Origin of the sequence: Nostoc sp. ChiQUE01b, from assembly GCF_034531255.1 — a bacterium.
In the GTDB taxonomy this organism is placed as follows: Bacteria; Cyanobacteriota; Cyanobacteriia; order Cyanobacteriales; family Nostocaceae; genus Nostoc.
Map to the genome: position 1 here is coordinate 56,444 of NZ_JAVRBM010000024.1, position 19,463 is coordinate 75,906.

Sequence of the window (19,463 nt, forward strand, 5' to 3'; positions counted from 1 at the left end):
GTACCTGATGCTTATTTCATGTTAGCCCTTGCGTCCTTAACTGCGGCAAAGAAAAATAATCCTGTGAGTGGAATGCTCAATACCAGGATAATTGCCGTGGCTGTGACACCAAAATCTGGTTGTCCGTAACCGAGTTCAAAAATCGAACCGACGGCGGCGATCGCACTTACACAAGAACCACCCAGAAATAAACTGCTTTTTGGAGTTAAATACACTATTGCCCCCCCTATGCTATTGGTTTCACCGCTTGATACGAGAAGCCATTCTTAGATAGCTCCTGGGCTAAAGTCAAGGAGTTTTCTACACGGTCTACAAATACCACTCCGTTAAGGTGATCCATCTCGTGCTGAATGCAGCGTCCCAGAAGGTCATTAGCCTTTAATGTCCGAGGACGACCGTATTCGTCTTTATAGGCAATTTCTACGACTTCGGGTCGCTTCACGTCTAGATATACGTTGGGAATGCTCAAGCATCCTTCTTGGGCAACAGAGATGTCGCGGCTGACTTGTTTAATAGTGGGGTTAATCAACACCAAAGGCTGATTAGCTGCGTTCTCTGGTTCCAGGTCGATGACAATTAGTTGTTTGTGAATTCCCACTTGGGGTGCAGCCAAACCAATGCCATCTTTGCTGTACATAGTTTGCAGCATTTCGCGCACCATTTGGCGAAGTTCGTTATCAACCTTAGAAATCCGTTTTGCAGCTTGACGCAGCACGCGATCGCCTAAATAATGAAGCTCCAAAGGTGGATTTTTTAACTTTTTTTTCTCGACAGCAATTTCAGAGGGCATGAGTCTCGATGGCTAGATGGTGAAAATTCCTACTATTTTCATTCTATCAATCTCGGTTAGAGGATGTTTAAAAAGTCTTGGAGTATACCAAACACCCATCAGCCATTCCTCTTTTTGCTTGCCTAACGGCAGACTGATGGCAAGAGTGAGAGGCTGTGAAACCCTTATTTTCTTGTCAGGAAAGCTTGTTAGGGGGTTAGTCTCCGAGGTTGTATTGTTCGCAATAATACTTTTTAAATATCCTCTGAGACGTAGTACCAATCTCCAAAATAATTATTGTGCAGTCACGTTGCACCATACTTGGAGTGATAATTTTATCAAGGCTGACATCATTAAATAGTATTTTTAAAGCTTCTGAGCCTCACCTAATGTGAAATTGATTGTAAGTTGTTCGCCAGCCTATTTTGTATTCACATCTGATTGCAACTAGGATTCCTATACAATTTTTCTTAGTAAAAATATTTCTCCAATCTATTTTTATTGATAGAAACCTATGCTTAACAATATTTTCTGGCATCCTCACCACATTCATTAACTAAATATAATAAACACTTAAAACGAAGACCAACTATCTGTTCGTAGAGAGGGTTCAATTTGCACAAAGGTGGAATCTGAAACAGAGTCCGACCGAGAACTGTTACAGTTCTTTCAAAAGGACAATTGGAAGGAATTATTTTGCACAATAGTCTGGCCAACTTAGAATTATGTATTTCTACGGACTCAAGCTGATAGCGGATCTGGTTTAATAAGATATTGTCCAAATTGGCTTTATTTAAGAAATTCATGGTTCAACTTTCCTTTAATCAATCTGTTACTTCTATAAAATTACTACGATATTCAGAGAAAAACATAGTAGAAATACCAAACTATTTTCCCTCTTCCTTGAGGTCAAGTTTAAAGAACAGTAAAATTGCTGAAAAAGCAGAACAGCTAGCCAATTATTATCAATAACTGTTAAAAACAATAGTGAGTATATCTGTGGCAAATGGTATGAAGATCGGGTAAATAGTCGAAGCAGCAGGAGGACAGAGGAAGGAAGTAGCAATAGATAAAAGCTGATGTATTGGCAAACTTTGCACTATTGACTATAAATAGTGGTGTTATTAACGCAAAGACGCAAAAGCTGAACTTAGTGCCTTGGCGTTAAGTTCAAATTTTGAGGTGATGTGTGTTTAAATCTTTCACGAAACTTGACTATTTGCTGAAAGAAACTTTCCTCGGTTTACTGCGGGGAGGTTGGATGAATTGGGCTGCTGTAAGTACCGTGACGGTGTTACTATTTTTATTCGGCTTGAGTTTGCAAACCTCTTGGCAAGTTGAAAAACTCCTTTATCAGTTTGGTAGCCAGCTAGAAGTATCAGTTTATCTCGAACCGGATACGCAAATCGAAAATATTGAGCCACTAATCGCTAAAATGCCAGAGGTGGCGGCGATAAAAACCATTACCAAAGAAGAAGCTTGGACTAAGTTAATTAAGGAAATGAGAATTTCTGATATTGAGGGTGCTACGCAGCAGCTAGGTGAGAATCCTCTGGTTGATGAGATGAAGGTGAAAGCACGTAATTCTCAAGCTGTACCAACCTTAGCAACACAGTTGGCTAAATTACGAGGAGTTGAAACGGTACAGTATGTCGATGAAGCAGTTAAACGCATTGCCCAGTTGCACCGAGGTCTGAACTGGATTACTTTAACAATTACGATTATTCTAACTTTAACAGCGATCGCAGTGACTACCACCACAATTAGGCTGATTGTCATGGCGCGTCGCCAGGAAATTGAAATTATGCAGCTAGTGGGAGCAACTTCTGTTTGGATTTACCTACCGTTTATTTTACAAGGAATTGCCTTTGGTTTGGTTGGTGGTGCGATCGCTTGGAGTTTCATTTCTGTGATTCAACAGTTTCTCGGTAAGTTGCTAGTCAATCAACCTGAGTTTATCCAAGTCATCACCAACAGAGTGCAACTCACTCCAGCAGAAATTTTATTATTGCCTCTGATTCTTTTGGGTTTCGGTGCAGCTGTAGGATTAATGGGGAGCTTATTTGCTGTCCGACGTTTTGCTAAAGGATAGTCATTGGTCATTTGTCATTTGTCCTTTGTCATTGGTCATTTGTCCTTTGTCCTTTGAACTCGGAATTTTGACCTCTGAACTCAGAACTTCGACCGTGCCAATTTTAGATTTGGGATTTTGGATTGGGGTTTTTCGGTTCAAGCCCCGCTCCTTATGGGCGGAACAAATCTAAAATCCCCAAGCCCCGACCCTTGTGGGCGGGGTTAATCCAAAAGACGCTCTCTACGAGACGCTGCGCCTAGCTTGCTTCTCTGTAAGAGTACGCGGACTCGCTAACGCTTCGCTATCGTAAATCTAAAATCCAAAATCGTTTGACCTCTAAACTCGGAACTTTGACCTCTGAACTAAAAATTTTGAAAAGTTTAAAAGAATAACTAAAGTTTTGCTTGAACAAATATGAAATTAAACCTATATATCAACTTATCAGGGCTAATTAAATGACAAATAACAAATGACAAATGACAAATGACAAATGACCAATGACAAATGACAAAATCACTATGAAATCACAATGGGAATGTTTTTTGCAAAATCTTGGTGTTTGGGAAGGTTCATTTACAAATTTTTCTCCCCAAGGAACACTTTTGAATGATACTCCTAGTTGTCTTTCCCTAGAACATTTGAATACTAGCCAGAAAGTGCGCCTAACTTTGAGCCGTTCGGGACAAGATATAATCAGAGAATTTAATTCTGTGGGAGGGGGTCTGCTGTTTTTTGAGAATGGTTCATTTTCTGAAGGTTTAATTCAGCTAGGGCCATTTTCCGAATTTGGTGGAGAACTCGCTTTAGTTCATGAAAATCGCCGCTTGCGTCTAGTACAACTGTTTGATAATACTGGTCAGCTAAAGGAATTAATCTTAATTCGAGAACATCTAGCTGGAACCCCAGCAGCAGAACGTCCAACTTTGCAGATAAATGATTTGTTGGGAGAATGGCAAGGTCAAGCAGTGACAATATATCCAGATTTGCGATCGCCTGATACTTACTCTACAATCTTCAAATTACAACTTGATAATGCTGGACAATTAATTCAAAGTACCTCTTTTGCAGAACGCACTATTACCTCAACTGCTACCATCAAAGGCCCCATTGTTCTCTTTGACCAAAACCCTCAAAAGCAGGTACAAGTATTATTTTTACCAGATGGCGCTTCTGCAACATCACCTCTCAAAGTGCAGTTACGTCAACCATTTTTTATAGAAGCGGGTTGGTTAATCCAGCCAAACCTGCGCCAGCGGATGATTCGCAGCTACAACGAGAAAGGTGAATGGGTTAGTTTGACATTAGTGACTGAAGAAAGAAAGCTTTGATATAGCGGTTTGCAGTTGAGTTCAATACAGACATAACATCTAACCCCTTCCCTTCAAGCAAGGGAAGGGGAGTAAACTCAAAGTCTTTTTCCTACGATGAGAGAGGTCAAAACTGTACTGTACTTAAGCTAAAACCGCTATATCATGTCCGCAGAATTTTTTATTTAACAGTATCTTTACGGATTAAATTTGGTAAATCTGTATATTGTTTGACAATTATTTGGTCTTGCAGATAACCTGGATAATACAATTTAATTTTATAGCTATACTTACGCACTTAGAATAATTTAAGTTGTAATTACTACTTATTTTTTGTTTAAGACTATTTGTTGATGGAGGTTATACTTGACTCAGAAGCAATGGAAATCTAGAACAGCATCTGTAATTATCGCTTTGGCTGCATTAGGAGCTATAAACTTACCTCAGTTAGCGAATACAAAAGCGATCGCTCAAACTCCATCACTGCAACCTCTATGTACCGAAGCAGACATTAAACAGCATATTCAGCAATTAAATCAATTTGATGCTGCTAATGTTAATTTTAATGCCTTAGTTACTTGCAACTCAAAAGCAGTTCCCGCTCTTATCAAAGCCCTAGAAAATCAGGATGAAAAATTTCTGATTATTGCAATTACTGCTCTCGGTGAAATTGGTACGAAAGCAGCACCAGCTGTACCTGTATTAACCAAATTATTAGAAGATGCAAGTATAGATGTTCAGATCATTGCTCTCCATGCTCTGAGGCAAATTGGTCAAGACCCAATTCCTCCTCTTATTCAAGCTCTTAAAAGTAAAAATTTGACCGTTCGTTACAAGGCTGCTCAAACTCTAGGAAAATTTGGCATAGCAGCCAAAGATAGTGTTCCAGATTTGGAAACTGCTCTCAAAGATACAAGTCCCATAGTAAGTTATGCGGCTTCTAATGCTCTAAGAAAGATTAACCCAGCTATAAGAGAAATCAATATAGCTATAAAAACTTACGAGCAAAATCCATTTAGCCTTGATGGCTCATGCAAAAATTGTGAGAATTCTCACGATATATCACAAACACTAAAAAGACATAACAGGACTAACTCCCTTGTAATGTGCCGAATACCAGTAATACAGACTGTATTCAAATGGAAATGCCCTAGAGTGCAACGGGTAAACAATAATGGTAGATGAATTTCACCATGCTAGTTTACAGTGTGCAGACTTCCGAGGAAAAAACCTCGCAGCAGCGAACTTTAGCCACGCTGATATCCGAGGTGCAGACTTCCGTGATGCTATTTTAATTGGTGCTAACTTCCGCAATACCAAAGCAGGTTTACCAATTTTGTGGGCGATTTGCTTAGTTGTATTGTCACTAATTTTATCATTATTTGCAGGATTAATCTCAGCTTATGCTGGTGCTTTTATCGCTGATTTATTAAGTAATAATACTTATGAAAATTTATTTTTCGGTATTCTTTCCTTAATCACCTTAGCAATATTTTTGATTATTATTTTATGGCAAGGATTAGGAGCAATACTAACAATCCTAGCTGAAGTAGTAGCTGCTTGCTTAATCGCAGCACTGGCTTTTTTCCCAGAGAATGAAGCGGGAAGAAATTTAGTAATTGGCGCAGTATTTACGACGCTAGCTTTAACTGGTGTGCTTGCCGGAATTGGCAATATGGCTGTAGCTGTAGCTGTAGCAAGAGTAATGACTCTACCAAAAGCGAGAACTTTAGCAGGAGTGATGGCTTTTATCGGTGCTGTACTTGGTGTTTTACTAGGAGTTAGGTCACAGGAGTCAGCTTACCTTACAGCGGGGTTGATTGGTTTAGCTGCGATCGCATCTGGTATTTATATTGGTTGGCAGGCCATAGCTGGAGAAAAAAAATATTCTCTAATTCGAGTGCTGGCAATTGGTATAGTTGCTCAAAAAGGAACCAATTTTCGTGGTGCAGATTTAACAGATGCTGACTTTACCCAAGCTACCCTCAAAAGTGTGGACTTGAGAAAAGCTACCCTTACCCGTACCTGTTGGTTTGGTGTACAAAAACTAGAACAAGCTCGTGTTGAAGGCACATATTTGGAACATCCAAAGGTGCAACAGTTGCTAATCACTAAAGATGGCCGAGAGCAAAAGTTTGATCGCCTAGATTTGCGAGAACTTAACCTTAAAGATGCTAATCTGCAAGATGCTAGCTTGATATGTACTGATCTCAGCGCAGCCACTTTACAGAATGCTAATTTATCAGGGGCAAAACTTGCCCAAGCACAGCTATATGATACTAACTTAACGCAAGCTTGTTTAACTGGAGCCTATATTGAAAATTGGGGTATTTCCACTGACACCCAACTAAATGCGGTTAAGTGCGAGTACATTTATATGCAACTACCGACCAAGGACGATCCAGATCCTTGCCGTAAACCTGATAATCGACAGGAAATCTTTAATGAAGGAGACTTTGCTGATTTTATTGCGCCGATTCTTAAAACTCTTGACCTGTACCAAACTCAAAATGTTGATTTACGTGACATAGGCAAGAAGTTCAAAACTCTTGACCTATTTCACTATGAAGGGATTGATCCAAGTGCTGCTGCTATTGCCATTACACAGTTAGCAGAAAATCACCCAGAAGCTGAGTTAGAAATAGTAGCACTGGAAGGTAGAGGTCAAGAAAAAGTTCGACTCCAAGCTAAAGTTGCTGGTAATGTTAATCGCTCTGAACTCTACAAAGAATATTTTCAAAAATATAGCGAAATTGAATCTTTACCTTATAGTGATTTACAAGCACTTTTATTAGGAGTGCAAGAAAAAGATGAAAGAATTAGAAGTTTAGAAAAACTCCTAGAGAGTGCCATTCATCAGCCTAAGTTTTATGTAGAGACTTATCAAAATCAAGGAGAATTTATCATGTCAGAAAATAAAGGTAATGTTAATATTAGCGGAGTTCAAGGAAGTATTAGTGGTGTTGCAGTAGCAGGTGAAAACCAAACTATGACGGGAGTTGCAATTGGAGCAATTAGCGGCTCAGTCACCAATACTATTAGTCAATTACCCGACTCTTCTGAATCAGGCAAAGTTGGCATAAAAGAGTTGTTAGCTGAACTACAAGCAGCTATTGAAGCCGAATCAGATTTACCTGACGAAGATAAAGTAGAAGCTTTAGAGCAAGTAAAAGCTTTAGCAGATGCAGGACAAAAGCCTGAAGATAGTGCGCTTCAAAAGGCTGCAAAAACAGCCATGAAAATTTTGAAAGGTACTGTTTCTAGCTTACCTGAAGCAGCAAAACTTGCCGAGGCGTGTACTAAAATATTGCCGATAATTAGCAAGATATTGCTTTTAGTATAAATTGTTTCAATATTTTTTTTGCTGGAGGTTGTTTTTGACTAAGAATAAATCGAAATTTGAAACAGCAGCTATATTTATGATTGTGGCTGTGCTAGGATCTATAAGCTTACCCAAGTTAACAAATGCAACAATGCTTGTTCAAACTCCATTGGTTCAGCCTCAATGTACTAATGTAGAGATTGACAAGCATATCCAGGAATTAAATAAAGGTGCAATTGCTGATTTTGATGCCATAGTAGCTTGTAGCTCCAAAGCTGTTCCTGCTCTCATGAAAGCATTGGGAAACCAAGATGAAGAACTTCGCATTCCTGCAATTGCTGTACTTGGTGAAATTGGTTCAAAAGCAGCACTAGCAGTACGTTTTTTAAAGGCATCATTAAAAGATGAAAATAGGGATGTTCGGATCATTGCTGTCCAAACTCTCAGAAAAATTGGTCAAGATCCAATTCTCCCTCTTCTTAACGCTTTGAAAGATGACAATTGGAATGTTCGTTATCAGGCAACTGATACTCTAGGGCAAATTGGCACAAAAGATGATGTAGTTCTGCCTTTAATTACTGCTTTAAAAGATAAAAATGAGAACGTTCGTTCCAGTGCTGCTAACGCACTTGAAGAAATTGGTAAAGATGCAGTTCCGGCTCTAATTATTGCTCTTAAAGATCCAGATAGTAATATCCGCGCTGGTGTTGCTGATGCTTTAGGGCAAATTGGTATAGATGCAGAAGATGCAGTTCCGTATTTAACCACTGCTCTCAAAGATATAGATAGTAAGGTAAGCTCTGCAGCTGCTAATGCCCTAGAGACAATTAATGCCCGACAGAAAATTGAAGAAATTTATGCACAAATTGAAGAATATTATGCACGCAGATGTATGACTTTTTGTCTTGAGAGGGCTGGCTCGCCTGTGTCAAGGCAAACCACAGCCCTTCACCTAAGACGCAACCCCCCTGCAATGTGCAAGATTCCAGTAATCAAGGCTGTACTAAGATGGAAATGCCCTTAAATGCAACGGGTAAACAATAATAACAAATCAATGTCCGCGAAATCATTTATAATAAGCAGTTTATAGTGGGGGCTTCATTCCCCAAAGCCAAGACTCAAGTCCTAACTACGAACTAACATTTTTGATTCACCTTGATGAATCGGACATGATATTACGGGGTGCAGACTAGCTATTAGTGACAACTTAAAGCGATATTTTCAAGATAGTCCTGTCCTAATGGGACAATTTAACTGTTCCCAAAATGTGGGTAATGACAAAGCTGTATTTATGCGTATTCAAATAGCTGTAGTTGCGATCGCAGTCATCTTAATAGCTGGAGAAAATCTAGAGGCCGTTGCAAACTCGCAATCTTCTACTGAAGATGGCACTAGTAGTATTGTGACAACAAAACCGACATTACAGATAGAGGGAGAGTATGCAAAATATGGTGACTATATCGGATTAACTCCCGTAGATACCCAGTCTGTGGAGTTTTCCCAAATTTCCCAAAGAATTGTCAAAGATATCCAGATTCGTTTTGTTAATAACAAAGATCAATTACTCGATGACAAAGGTCAGCCAATCAAAGGACGAACTAGAAAAGATTTCATCATTGGTCTGCTGAAACTCAAACCTGGTCAAGTATTCCGTGAAGATTTACTAGAAGCAGACTTGCAACGATTGCGGAGATTAGAATCATTTAATGAAGTCAATGTTTATCGACAAGAAGATGCCAAGAGCATTAATCTCATCTATGAAATCAAAGAGCGTGACTTTCCTTCTTTAATCTTAGGAGGCGGTAGTAACGAAGATATTGGCTTATTCGGTCGGGTGGGTTATAAAGATGAAAATATCAGCGGTCTTAACGATAAATTAGATACAACTGTGCAAATCAGTGGTAAAGATGTCCAATTTAATGGTCAGTTCACTAGTCGTTATCGTCCTGAAGAACCAAACCGCTTAGGCTACAGCATCAGAGCTTTTCGTAATCGTAATATATCAGGAACCTTCAACGAAGATATCAGATTGTCTAGTGGTGACAAAGTACGCGAGGGAAGGTTTGGCGGTTCTGTGGGAGTTTTACGGTCTTTTGATGAGTGGGATGCAGGTATAAGCTTGAATTATACCAGAATTAGCTTACGCGATCGCGAATATAATGTCGCCCAGGTCGATAGATTAGGGAGTCCTTTATCTCTTAGTGGTACTGGCATTGATGACTTATATACAGTATTATTTTCTGTATCTAGAGATCAACGCGATCGCCGAGAAAATCCGACTCAAGGATCAATTCTCACTCTCAGCACAGAACAAGCAATTCCGATTGGACTGGGCAATATTTCTAGCAACCGCCTACAGGGAGATTATATTCAATATTTACCAGTCAGTTGGATAGGTAATGGTAGACCAACTGACAATCCAGAAATGTTGGCGATTAATTTACAAATTGGTACGATTATTGGAGACTTTCCACCAGCTGATGCTTTTAATATTGGTGGGATAAATTCTGTCAGGGGTTACGGTTATGGAAAAGTCGCCAGTGGTCGAAGTTATGGTTTAGCTTCTGTAGAATATCGTTTCCCAATTTTTTACTCAGTCGGAGGAGTTCTTTTCACTGACTTCGCCTCAGATTTTGGGTCTAGCGAAACCGTGCTAGGAGAACCAGGAGTGCTACGAGATAAACCTGGAAGTGGCTTTGGTTACGGCTTAGGATTGCGTGTCAAATCATCCTTTGGGCTAATTCGAGGTGACTTCGGAATTAGCGATCAAGGAGAACTTAGATTTGAAGTGACTACAGGTCAGCGATTTTAACGGGTGGCGGAAAGCCTTAAAAAACTACTGAAGATTGCTTGATAACACACTCAGAGCGATTTCATTCTCAAAAGCTGCTTGAGTGTGTCTAGTCCAAAAGGACATAATTAAGATATTGGAGATTACTTACACATTTGTAACGTACGGCGATCGCTAGCAGCGATCGAATTTAACCGATAAAAGTCTTGCAGAGCCAAGGAGTAAGCATAAGAATTGGACTCATCATCACTAACCTGGGGCAGTCTATTGCTTGTAGCTACCTGATTTGATTGCTCAGAACTGGCTTCATTTGACGAAGTATTAACCGTCATTGCCAACTCTCCTGATGGGTTGATTGTACCCTGAAAACAATTTAACTCTGATTGGGGCATATACAACGCACCCTTTACCTTATTCTGCTGCTTTTGAAATATGATATAACCTTGACCAAGCTGGTTGGGTTTTGGGGATTGACCATAAAGGTAAATCCCATCTTTTACAGGAAAATTTGTTTTTGGTAAAACTCTTGCGCTTTTTGTAGTTCCCTGGTCGCCTGGAACCAGTGCTGTGATTATAGGTACTGTGTTTCCGCCTCCAGAAGCCGCTTGAGATTGACTTCTTTGCTCTCGAACTTTTCTAAGCTGCGACAAAAGAGAGTTTTCGGAGGTTTTGTGAATTTGAGCCGATGAGAATCGAGAATCTGTAAATGATGTTACTTGAGTCTGCTTGGCTAAAAAGCCCAAACCGAGAAGTAAGCCTAAGCCCGCGAGGGGAATTCCCCACTTCCGCGGAGATAATAACTGATGAAGGTTGTTAAGCACCCTACTTCTCCTGTTAAAAAACTAACTAAGTTCTCTAGAACTTACTTAAATCATAACCAAGTCTTAATTGTCAAAGACTTTATCCACGACTTATATTACTATTGTCCAAAAAAGAAAACTGTCAAAAACAAAAGTTTTTATGGAATTTGGTTCTACAATCTTAAGATTACCATCAGTTAGAGTCTTTGTAACAGAAGGCAGGAGGCAGGGGGCAGGAGTAACCCCTTTAACAAAGTGTAAGGGTTTAAATCCCCGGCTTCTATCAAGCCGCAAGTGTTGTGGCTCTTTCTAAATCCCCTTACAATACGTAATTGCGAATTGCCAATTGCGAATTGGTTTAACTCTCCCTCTTCTCTTGCCGTTCTTTGAGTTTAAGCATAATTTGGGCGTGCATCTCGCGGGTAATTGGGTAAAAATACGTTAAAATTAAGCCAAAAATCAAAAAAACTGTCGGTATGGGGCCAACAGCAATGCGAATAGCAAACAGTGCCGATTCCGGTTGCATCGGTAATGGACTTCCGGCTACAGATTCTTTGAAGCCGGCTACTTGCAAAGCATTTCCTACCAAAAACAGGCCCAAAGCCAAACCAAATTTTTGCAGCAAAACCATGAACGCATAAAAAATGCCTTCTCTGCGTTGTCCAGTTTGGAGTTCATCTAATTCAATCACATCTGGAATCATCGACCAGGGAATTAGATAAGCTGTGGATACACCAATACCAGCCATGACAGCCATCACATACATTAAAACTCTTTGACTAGGTTGTAAGAAAAATAGTCCGGCAGCTGCTATAATCCACAAACTCATTCCCAGAAAATAAACAACTTTTTTCCCGATTTTTTTACTTAGCCCTCCCCAGACAAATAGCATCAATAGGGCAGTTCCTTGGACTGCAATCAGTACTGGGGGCACATCTGATTCTTTTAGACCCATATAATTGACTACAAAATAGGGAATAATGCTGGCTGTAATCTGCACACCTAGCCAAGAACAAAGATATATACCAATGACAAATAAAAAAGGTCGGTTGCTGAAGACAATTTTTAACTGTTCAAAGAAAGGCAGAGATGTAGGTTCTTCAGTTTGGATGCGTTTGGCCTCAAAAGCCAAGATGCGATCGCGGACTCCAAAAACGCACCAATATAATCCTAAAATCGAAATTACAGTACAAATTGCTGCTAAAACGAGATATCGTTGTTGGCGATCGGCAATCAGTGAAAAAACAATTTGCGTTAAAATCAACGACAGAATACTGCCACCAATGGAAAATGTAAAACGGTAGCTGTTAAGACTAGTGCGTTCGTCGTAATCTTGAGTTAGTTCTGGAGTCATAGCCGTATAAGGCAAATTCACAACCGTGTAAAACGCCTGAGATACCACCCCAATTGCTACGTAATACCAGAACAGCGGCCAAATATTATCACTCTGATTTGCACTAAATTGCGGTACAGTCCACTGCAAGAAGAAAAAAACTCCAAAAGGGATTGCTCCGTAAAACATCCAGGGAAGACGACGGCCCCAGCGACGAGATTTCGTTTTATCAGTCAGGAACCCGACAAACGGATCGTTTATGCCATCCCAGATTTTGCCAATCATTAAAATAGTGCCAGCTAAACCCGCAGGGATACCAGCAACACTGGTAAAGAAAATCAGTAGATAAAAGACGGAGATATTTGCAGTAATTGCTGGCCCTAAATCTCCTGCACCGTAAGCCAGCTTTGTTTTAAGGTCAAGTTTTTTACTCTTAGGATCTCGTTGGGCATCGCCATCAGCAGCAGAATCGTTCATAATAACTTGCACTCATACTAAAATAAAAAGTTTGCGTCACTGAACAGCCCGTCGTAGACATCGCCTTCAATACTAGCTATCTACCACTCCCGTTAGACTTATGCCAGACCTTTATGTTTCTTGGTCAGATTATCACCAAAAAATTGAACAACTGGCTATTCAGATTTATGAATCCGGTTGGGAATTCAACCAGATAATCTGTCTTGCCAGAGGAGGACTACGAGTTGGAGATATTCTTTCCCGTATATACGAGCAGCCACTGGCAATTTTAGCAACCTCATCTTACAGTGGCCCCGGCAAGCAAGAAAGAAACAATTTAATTTTCTCCCACCACTTGACAATGACTGCTGAAAATTTAGGTTCGCGCATTCTCTTAGTGGATGACTTAGTAGACTCTGGGGTAACACTGCAACAGACTATACCTTGGCTCAAGCAAAATACTGATTCCCCAATTGAGGAAATTCGCACCGCCGTTCTTTGGTATAAAGCCTGTTCAGTTATAGCACCCGATTATTATGTTGATTACTTGGCTGACAACCCCTGGATTCACCAACCCTTTGAACACTACGAACAGATGAACATCGCAGAACTTGCGGCTAAGGTAAATAAAGTTAGGAGTTAGGAGTGATGAGTGAGGAGTTATTAATTCCTAACTCTTAACTTCTAACTCCCCAAACTTAGGACTCCACCACCCTTTTTGCGTATTGAAATAAGCCACATCTTTATGTTTAGTGTCCTTACGCAATTGTGGGTCAGAACATCGCAACATTGTCTTACTCTGCCCCTCTTTGATATAACTGTACTCTTCCAGAGGTTTCTTACATACCGGACAGGGATATGCCGTCATCTTCACAGGAGGCTTTCGTTGATTATCAGCTTGGACTGCTTTAGTTTGTGGTGGCTGCCAAGTTTTGTTAAAGTCGCTCCAAAATAGCACAACATCACAGCCTTTTATGCATTTGAGGAAATATTTCTTTTTAACCTTACTGCTCGGAATTTTGGCGAGAAAATTTTTGCATTCAGGGCATCGCGTCTTGGAAGTTTCATATTTGCGCTCATTTATCACATTAGCTTTACCTGTTGGAGAACTCGCAACTACAGTTTTAGCTTTGGAGAGTGCTGGTAGAAAGTAATTCTGATTCCAACTAGTTAAATAATGCTGCCAAGAGTTTTTTCCTTCGGAAATGGCATCAAGAGCATCTTCCATTTTCGCTGTGAATTCTGCCTCTAGTAAATCAGGCAGTGCTTTGAGCAAAAACGCATCAACTTCTAACCCTAACACTGTCGGTTGCAGATGGTCTTTTTTCAACTCGACATAGTTTCGTTTTTTTAAGGTAGCAACAGTCGGAGCATAAGTACTTGGGCGACCAATTCCTTTACGTTCCATTAGTTGCACTAATTTAGGTTCGCTATAACGCGGTGGTGGCTGAGTCTGCTTCTTCTCATGTCCAGCATTCTCCAGTTTTAATACTTGTCCCTGTTGTAATGAAGGTAAAACACTATCCTTGCTGAGATTGTTCCAGTACCGAGCATAACCGTAAAATTCAATAACTTGCCCTCTGGCTGACCACAGTAGAGAACCAGACTGAGTAATCACCAGAGTTTTACGCAATTGGGCAGCACGACACTGAGAAGCAATTGACCGTTTCCAGATCATCACATACAGATTAAACTGATCATCAGGAAGTTCAGAGCGCAATTGAACTGAGGGACGAAATACATCCGTTGGGCGAATCGCTTCATGTGCTTCTTGAGCCGATTTGCTACTGCGATGCTTGGCGACTTGCGGCGGTACATTTTGCGGATCGTTTTGCTCCAACCATTTACGAGCGCTGGCACAAAATTCTGGACTCAGCATTACCGAGTCTGTTCGCATATATGTAATAAGCCCTGCCTCATAAAGCTTTTGGGCAACAACCATAGTTTTATCAGGAGCAAACCTCAACTTTGAACCGGCTGCTTGCTGAAGGCTAGAAGTTGTAAATGGTGGAGGTGGCTGGCGGTTAACGATTTTTCCTTCAAAATGAATTACCTGATGAGGATGTCGCTGTGCTTCTTCAACTAAACGTGTTGCCTCTGCTTCGGAAAGAACACGTTTAGATTCCGGTGTTTCTGGACTATTACCTACCTTCGCGTCATCATGAGTTTCAGTTTCTTGTTCTGCTGCATCTTTTGCAGAATCGACCGTCCCTTTGTAAAAAGCTCGAAATCCTTCAGCATAATCTACCCAGACACTCCAGTAATCTTGGGGGACAAAAGTCAGAATTTCGTTTTCTCGCTGACAAATCAGATGCAACGTCGCGCTTTGGACTCTGCCAACACTCTTAGCGCCGTTATTCAATGCCCAAACTAAAGGACTACCCTTATAACCTACCAACTTATCTAGGCAATCTCGGCATAGCCCAGCACCGATTAAGTTTTGGTCTAGCTTTCTGGGATTAGCGATCGCACTCTGTACCGCCGATGCTGTAATCTCAGTATAAATTACTCGTTTCGGTTCCCTTAAACCCAGCGTTTCTTTAAGATGCCAAGCGATCGTTTCACCTTCCCGGTCTGGGTCAGTTGCTAAGACAACTTCATCAACCTGCCTCACCGCAGACTTGAGCTTCTGAATTGTTTCTTTCGCTCGTTGGTCACGCGGGACGTAATTGCACCGAACATTACTACCATCCATGACGAAGCCCAAGGAATCGTCCCCTTCGTTGCTGAGTTCTCGGATATGACCACAACTTGCGAGAACTTTCCAATCTGAACCCAGAATTTGACTGAGTTTTTTAACTTTTCCGGGAGACTCGACCACAAGCAGGCGTTTGATCATAGCAACTGCATTCTTGATTCTGAGCAATAAACTGGCAATTGCTTTTGAGCGATGGCTGCGCCAACGCCAAAGGCGAACGCCTATTCTTGTGATATGGATTTTCTAGAATACTGTACCAAAAAGCTTGGGAAATTGCTTAACTCAGTTTAGAGGTAAATGATGCTTGATTGTGCGATCGCCCTACAGCCCTTCGGGCATCCTACGGCAGGCGTTGGCGCAGCTATCGCTGTTGCAACTGGCTCAACTATTATGATTTTAGCCTTAACAACCTAGTTAAACAGGGGAAAATCTGTAGCAATATCTTGCAGGGTGTGCCGGCTACCTTCCAAGAACATGTAAAAGTCAGAACTATTCTAAGAAAGAGGATATAAAAGAATTGAAGTTTTTGTCTCCTGTGCTTTCTAGAGAAAGATAGAAGTTAGAATTAAAGCCATGAGGCCAATGGCTATAGGACTAGATGACTATGCGAATTAAGCAAATTTCCGTCAGTGGCTTATTTGGAATTTTTGACCATGTGATTCCATTGAATATGGATGAACGAATTACCATTATTCATGGCCCAAATGGTTTTGGAAAAACAGCTATATTAAGAATTTTGAATAGTTTTTTTAACTCCCGAAACGCCGAATTGAAAGCTATCGAATTTAGAAACTTTCGAGTTGATTTTGATAATAATAGTAGTATTGAAATAATAAAAGATGCTGATAAAGCAGAGGAGTCGCAAAAGACTAGTATTGGTTTCAAATTTTATCAGCCTGATTCAGAGCCAGCTTATTTTTATCTAAAGCCAATCAATATTCTAAATATTCGCTCTGACATAGACTTTCAGCTTGGTATTTTGGATAAGGTAATACCAGGGCTAGAACGAATAGCTTCTCATAAATGGCTATATGAACCTACTGGAGAAACTCTTTCTTTAGAAGAAGTTGTAGAGCGTTTTGACAATTTATTGCCCTTAAATTTAAGACAACAAGAAGAGCCTGAGTGGCTAGAAGAATTGAAGAATAATATTCATATTCGCCTCATTGAATCACAACGTTTGCTAAATTTTGTCCCTAAACGTTTTGGAAGAACATATCGTGGAACATCTTCAATTTTATCTATGTCTACTGTGTCTGCTTATTCTGATGAGCTTGCTCAGATCATGCAAGATAAATTTAAGGAATACGGTACAATATCTCAATCTCTTGACAGAACTTTTCCAGTTAGGGTGGTGAAACAACAGCTATCCGCAGATTTGACGAATGAACAACTTCGTAATGAACTAAACGAGCTTGAAGCAACTCGCTCTCGTCTTTTAGAAGTAGGTCTTTTAGATAAAGATGAAGATTCAGAATTTCAAATCCAGCCTCAAGATATAGATGAAAAAACCAAAAATGCTTTGTCAGTATATGTTGAGGATGTGGAAAAGAAGCTGAGTGTTTTTGCTGAAATAGCAAGCAAGATTGATTTATTAAGAAAAATTATTAATAATAAGTTTGCCTATTCCTATAAAGAGATTAATTTTAGTAAAGACAAGGGATTCGTTTTCACTACACTTTATAATTCCTCATTATCTGATTCAAAAGCTCTTTCACCAACAGATTTATCATCTGGTGAGCAACATGAGTTAGTTCTTCTATATGAACTACTATTTAAAGTTCAACCTAATTCTCTAGTTTTAATTGATGAGCCAGAATTATCTCTTCATGTAGGTTGGCAAGTTCAGTTTTTAAAGGACTTACAAGATATTACACAGCTTGCAGATTTAAATATATTGATGGCTACTCATTCACCAGATATTATTCAAGATCGCTGGGATTTGACGGTTGAACTGAAAGGGCCACAAAAGTGAGAGATTTTCTGACAGTTGACCGTGTTGCTAACCAAATACGATTACGACGAAGCACGTATACTGGAACTTTTTTATTAGTGGAAGGAAGTTCTGATAAAACTTTCTATAAGCGATTTGTTGACCAATTAATTTGTGAGTTAGTCGAAACATCGGGTAAGCAGCGTGCTATTGAAATTCTAAAAATTTTAGAACAATCAAATTTTCAGGGAGTTTTAGCGATTGTTGATGCAGATTTTGATCGCCTTGAAACTTTTTTATACACCAGTCATAATCTGTTTTGCACCGATAGCCATGACCTTGAAACAATGCTGATTAACTCACCAGCATTTAACAAAGTACTTGCTGAATTTGGTTCTGAAAAGAAAATTTCTCAGTTTAATCGAGACATAAAATTAGTATTACTTGAAAATGGTATATCGGTAGGTTATTTGCTTTGGATCTCTAAATGTGATGGATTAAATCTAACCTTTGAGGGTATTACATTTAGCAAATTCATTGATGAGCAAACTCTGCAAATTGATGAACTCAAGCTGATTCAGGAGATTAAGAATAAATCGCAAGCTTTCTCTTTGAACGAAAAAAATCTGCAAAAACGGCTAAGGAGTCAGAAAAGCAATAATCACGATCCTTGGCAAATCTGCTGTGGTCATCATTTGGTAGAAATTCTATCCTTTGGCTTACGCAAAGCACTTGGCTCTAACAAAACTGCTGATGTTGAACCGAACAGTCTTGAGCGTAGTTTGCGGCTTGCTTATGAAGAAATCTACTTTCACCAGACACAACTGTACTTGGACATTCGTATATGGGAAAGTAGGAATCAGCCATTTAGAGTTTTGCGGAATGACACAACCGAGATTTTACGGGATAAATAAGTAATTGTTAATTTATTTCTGAACAGTACAACAGGGCAATAAAGGCTTGTTTACAACTTCTTTAATGTCTACTGAATTTAACAAATCTTCCCAATATCTCTGAACTTCAGGATCGTTAGGACGCTGGCGGCGTAAATTAGCTAAAGTTCTTAGAGAATCCTCCCAAAATCCAGCGGTGGCAAATAAAACTGCCCGATCTAAGTCTGTGTTTGGTTGGTTTAGCTGAAGAGATAGGTTTTCATCTTGCGATCGCATAATTGTACCTTCTACATAAGAGTCTTTATCGCGGTTATTAGGATCGCAAATCATCGAAAAAGTCCAATTATATTCTTTACCGATTTGTAGAGATGGCTGATCGATAGGTACATTTACGCTAACAATACCATTTTGCCCAACAGGTTTGAAAGTTCCCTTATATAATGGGTCAATGCTATCACCATCCCGCAAAACAAATTCTAGTGCTTGCACTGTTGTAGAAGTTTGAGGAACGTAGAAAAAGAATGTGGGACGTTCTACTGTGGTTCGTTGAGCTTCCTTATCTGTTGGTGTCAGGGGAATAAGATATTGTCCAGTTTGAAAGCAACTTCCCCGTGTTCCTGCTGACCTTACCCTACCAGGTCTACCTGGGACAAAGGCGATACGATTTCTACTGCTACCGCGTTGAATATAACCTGTAACATTTCTAATTGCAGCAGTAGCATACCTATCTCCAGGACGTAGCCGTTCTGCTTGCTGAAAATTTAATAAAGCTTTTCTATAATTTCTTCGTTTGGTTTCATTATAACCAAGCTGCATATATTGGGTGTAAGCAGATTTTGCTTGTGCCAGTTGGTAAACTGACTCTGTTGCCAAAACTTGAGTAATGCTTACAGGCTCGAAGGGCAGAAATGCTAAAGCAGCAAGCAGATAACTTGCCCAAAATCTAGATTTCATGATGTTTATGTTTACTTGTAGTACATTGTTTGGGTATATATAATACAATAGCTTAAGCTTTACAGTGACAAGACTTTATATGTGCTACTTTCTGGGAAGGCTGAGGTAGTATTGTAATTTTTTTACAACAAAA

At 39.8% G+C, this 19,463-nt stretch carries 17 protein-coding genes; 9 read left to right on the plus strand and 8 right to left on the minus strand.

Features of this window, described 5'->3' with window-relative positions; genetic code table 11:
* Positions 1 to 11: 11 nt before the first annotated feature.
* The 3 genes from RMY63_RS17545 to RMY63_RS17555 form a co-directional block, all read right to left on the minus strand.
* A complete protein-coding gene (locus tag RMY63_RS17545; RefSeq protein WP_289798204.1) occupies positions 12 to 215 on the minus strand; it encodes a hypothetical protein in 204 nt (67 codons plus the stop codon).
* A gap of 11 nt (positions 216 to 226) precedes the next feature.
* Positions 227 to 790, minus strand: a complete 564-nt coding sequence (def, locus tag RMY63_RS17550) for a peptide deformylase (RefSeq protein WP_322729919.1) — start codon at positions 788 to 790, stop codon at positions 227 to 229.
* 497 nt (positions 791 to 1,287) lie between these two features.
* Positions 1,288 to 1,575 carry a Mo-dependent nitrogenase C-terminal domain-containing protein gene (locus RMY63_RS17555; RefSeq protein ID WP_322729920.1) on the minus strand — a complete coding sequence of 96 codons (288 nt, stop codon included), beginning with the start codon at positions 1,573 to 1,575 and terminating at the stop codon, positions 1,288 to 1,290.
* 383 nt (positions 1,576 to 1,958) lie between these two features.
* Here RMY63_RS17555 and RMY63_RS17560 point away from each other — a divergent pair, with 383 nt between their 5' ends.
* Entirely contained in the window at positions 1,959 to 2,861 is a 903-nt protein-coding gene (locus tag RMY63_RS17560) for an ABC transporter permease (protein WP_322729921.1), read from the plus strand.
* Here the strand turns inward: RMY63_RS17560 and RMY63_RS17565 are convergent, their stop codons facing one another.
* Positions 2,862 to 3,002, minus strand: coding sequence for a hypothetical protein (locus RMY63_RS17565; RefSeq protein WP_322729922.1), 141 nt, complete (start codon positions 3,000 to 3,002; stop codon positions 2,862 to 2,864). It lies immediately after the preceding gene.
* Positions 3,003 to 3,361: 359 nt separating this feature from the next.
* On the opposite strand from RMY63_RS17565, the gene RMY63_RS17570 reads away from it, so the two are divergent.
* From RMY63_RS17570 to RMY63_RS17590, 5 genes are all read left to right on the plus strand, one after another.
* Complete coding sequence (locus tag RMY63_RS17570; RefSeq protein WP_322729954.1) at positions 3,362 to 4,171, plus strand: DUF3598 family protein; 810 nt, start codon at positions 3,362 to 3,364, stop codon at positions 4,169 to 4,171.
* Positions 4,172 to 4,516: 345 nt separating this feature from the next.
* Positions 4,517 to 5,335: a HEAT repeat domain-containing protein gene (locus RMY63_RS17575; protein ID WP_322729923.1), complete on the plus strand. Its 819-nt coding sequence runs from the start codon at positions 4,517 to 4,519 to the stop codon at positions 5,333 to 5,335.
* Entirely contained in the window at positions 5,325 to 7,493 is a 2,169-nt protein-coding gene (locus tag RMY63_RS17580) for a pentapeptide repeat-containing protein (RefSeq protein ID WP_322729924.1), read from the plus strand. Before RMY63_RS17575 ends, RMY63_RS17580 begins: the two co-directional genes overlap by 11 nt.
* A 34-nt stretch (positions 7,494 to 7,527) precedes the next feature.
* Positions 7,528 to 8,496, plus strand: a complete 969-nt coding sequence (locus tag RMY63_RS17585; protein ID WP_322729925.1) for a HEAT repeat domain-containing protein — start codon at positions 7,528 to 7,530, stop codon at positions 8,494 to 8,496.
* Positions 8,497 to 8,763: 267 nt separating this feature from the next.
* Positions 8,764 to 10,284 (plus strand): BamA/TamA family outer membrane protein, encoded by a 1,521-nt coding sequence (locus RMY63_RS17590; protein ID WP_322729926.1) that lies wholly within the window; start codon positions 8,764 to 8,766, stop codon positions 10,282 to 10,284.
* A 122-nt stretch (positions 10,285 to 10,406) separates the two neighbouring features.
* Here the strand turns inward: RMY63_RS17590 and RMY63_RS17595 are convergent, their stop codons facing one another.
* Positions 10,407 to 11,084: a hypothetical protein gene (locus tag RMY63_RS17595; protein WP_322729927.1), complete on the minus strand. Its 678-nt coding sequence runs from the start codon at positions 11,082 to 11,084 to the stop codon at positions 10,407 to 10,409.
* A 337-nt stretch (positions 11,085 to 11,421) separates the two neighbouring features.
* Positions 11,422 to 12,873, minus strand: coding sequence for an MFS transporter (locus RMY63_RS17600; RefSeq protein WP_322729928.1), 1,452 nt, complete (start codon positions 12,871 to 12,873; stop codon positions 11,422 to 11,424).
* 100 nt (positions 12,874 to 12,973) lie between these two features.
* Here RMY63_RS17600 and RMY63_RS17605 point away from each other — a divergent pair, with 100 nt between their 5' ends.
* Positions 12,974 to 13,495, plus strand: a complete 522-nt coding sequence (locus RMY63_RS17605) for a phosphoribosyltransferase (RefSeq protein ID WP_322729929.1) — start codon at positions 12,974 to 12,976, stop codon at positions 13,493 to 13,495.
* A gap of 27 nt (positions 13,496 to 13,522) precedes the next feature.
* Here RMY63_RS17605 and topA read toward each other — a convergent pair whose 3' ends face one another.
* Complete coding sequence (gene topA, locus RMY63_RS17610; protein ID WP_322729930.1) at positions 13,523 to 15,691, minus strand: type I DNA topoisomerase; 2,169 nt, start codon at positions 15,689 to 15,691, stop codon at positions 13,523 to 13,525.
* A 463-nt stretch (positions 15,692 to 16,154) separates the two neighbouring features.
* On the opposite strand from topA, the gene RMY63_RS17615 reads away from it, so the two are divergent.
* Positions 16,155 to 17,525: an AAA family ATPase gene (locus tag RMY63_RS17615; protein WP_322729931.1), complete on the plus strand. Its 1,371-nt coding sequence runs from the start codon at positions 16,155 to 16,157 to the stop codon at positions 17,523 to 17,525.
* Positions 17,522 to 18,397 carry a DUF4435 domain-containing protein gene (locus RMY63_RS17620; RefSeq protein WP_322729932.1) on the plus strand — a complete coding sequence of 292 codons (876 nt, stop codon included), beginning with the start codon at positions 17,522 to 17,524 and terminating at the stop codon, positions 18,395 to 18,397. The genes RMY63_RS17615 and RMY63_RS17620 overlap by 4 nt, the downstream gene beginning before the upstream one ends.
* Positions 18,398 to 18,409: 12 nt before the next feature.
* Here the strand turns inward: RMY63_RS17620 and RMY63_RS17625 are convergent, their stop codons facing one another.
* The gene (locus RMY63_RS17625) at positions 18,410 to 19,330 is read right to left on the minus strand and encodes a DUF928 domain-containing protein (RefSeq protein ID WP_322729933.1); all 921 of its coding nucleotides are present in this window, start codon (positions 19,328 to 19,330) and stop codon (positions 18,410 to 18,412) included.
* Between the last annotated feature and the right edge of the window lie 133 nt (positions 19,331 to 19,463).